Source organism: Jiulongibacter sediminis (assembly GCF_001306455.1).
Taxonomy (GTDB): domain Bacteria; phylum Bacteroidota; class Bacteroidia; order Cytophagales; family Spirosomataceae; genus Jiulongibacter; species Jiulongibacter sediminis.
On the sequence record NZ_LGTQ01000022.1, the window covers coordinates 1 to 450 of the forward strand.

Sequence of the window (450 nt, forward strand, 5' to 3'; positions counted from 1 at the left end):
ATTGTCACTGTATTCGATGAGCTGCTCGTTCCACAATCATTCGTACACGTCGCTGTGTAAGTCCCTGATTGATCAACCTGAATGCTCGCTCCGGTTGCTCCGGTACTCCAAGTAATCGTACCGTTACAACCCGTAGCTGTCAACGTTGCCTTCTCACCATCACAACATACCGTCCTGTCTGTGCTTATCGATGGAGAAGATGGTGGGTTGCCAGTGTTTATCGTAATCGTATTGCTGACTCCTGATGTACCACAACTGTTGCTACAAGTAGCAGTGTATGTTCCGGCTCCTACCTGAATTGTTGTACCATTTATACCTGTGCTCCAAGTCACTGTACCTGAACAATTGCTAGCTGTCAACGTCGCCTTCTCATCACCACATACCTGCGTCTTATTCGATGCAATTGTAGGTGCTGTTGGCGGGTTACCCTGACCAATCGTTACCGTATTG

At 47.8% G+C, this 450-nt stretch carries 1 pseudogene; it reads right to left on the reverse strand.

The features are described from left to right. Window positions 1-450, reverse strand: a pseudogene (locus AFM12_RS19785) (hypothetical protein); the annotation flags it as partial.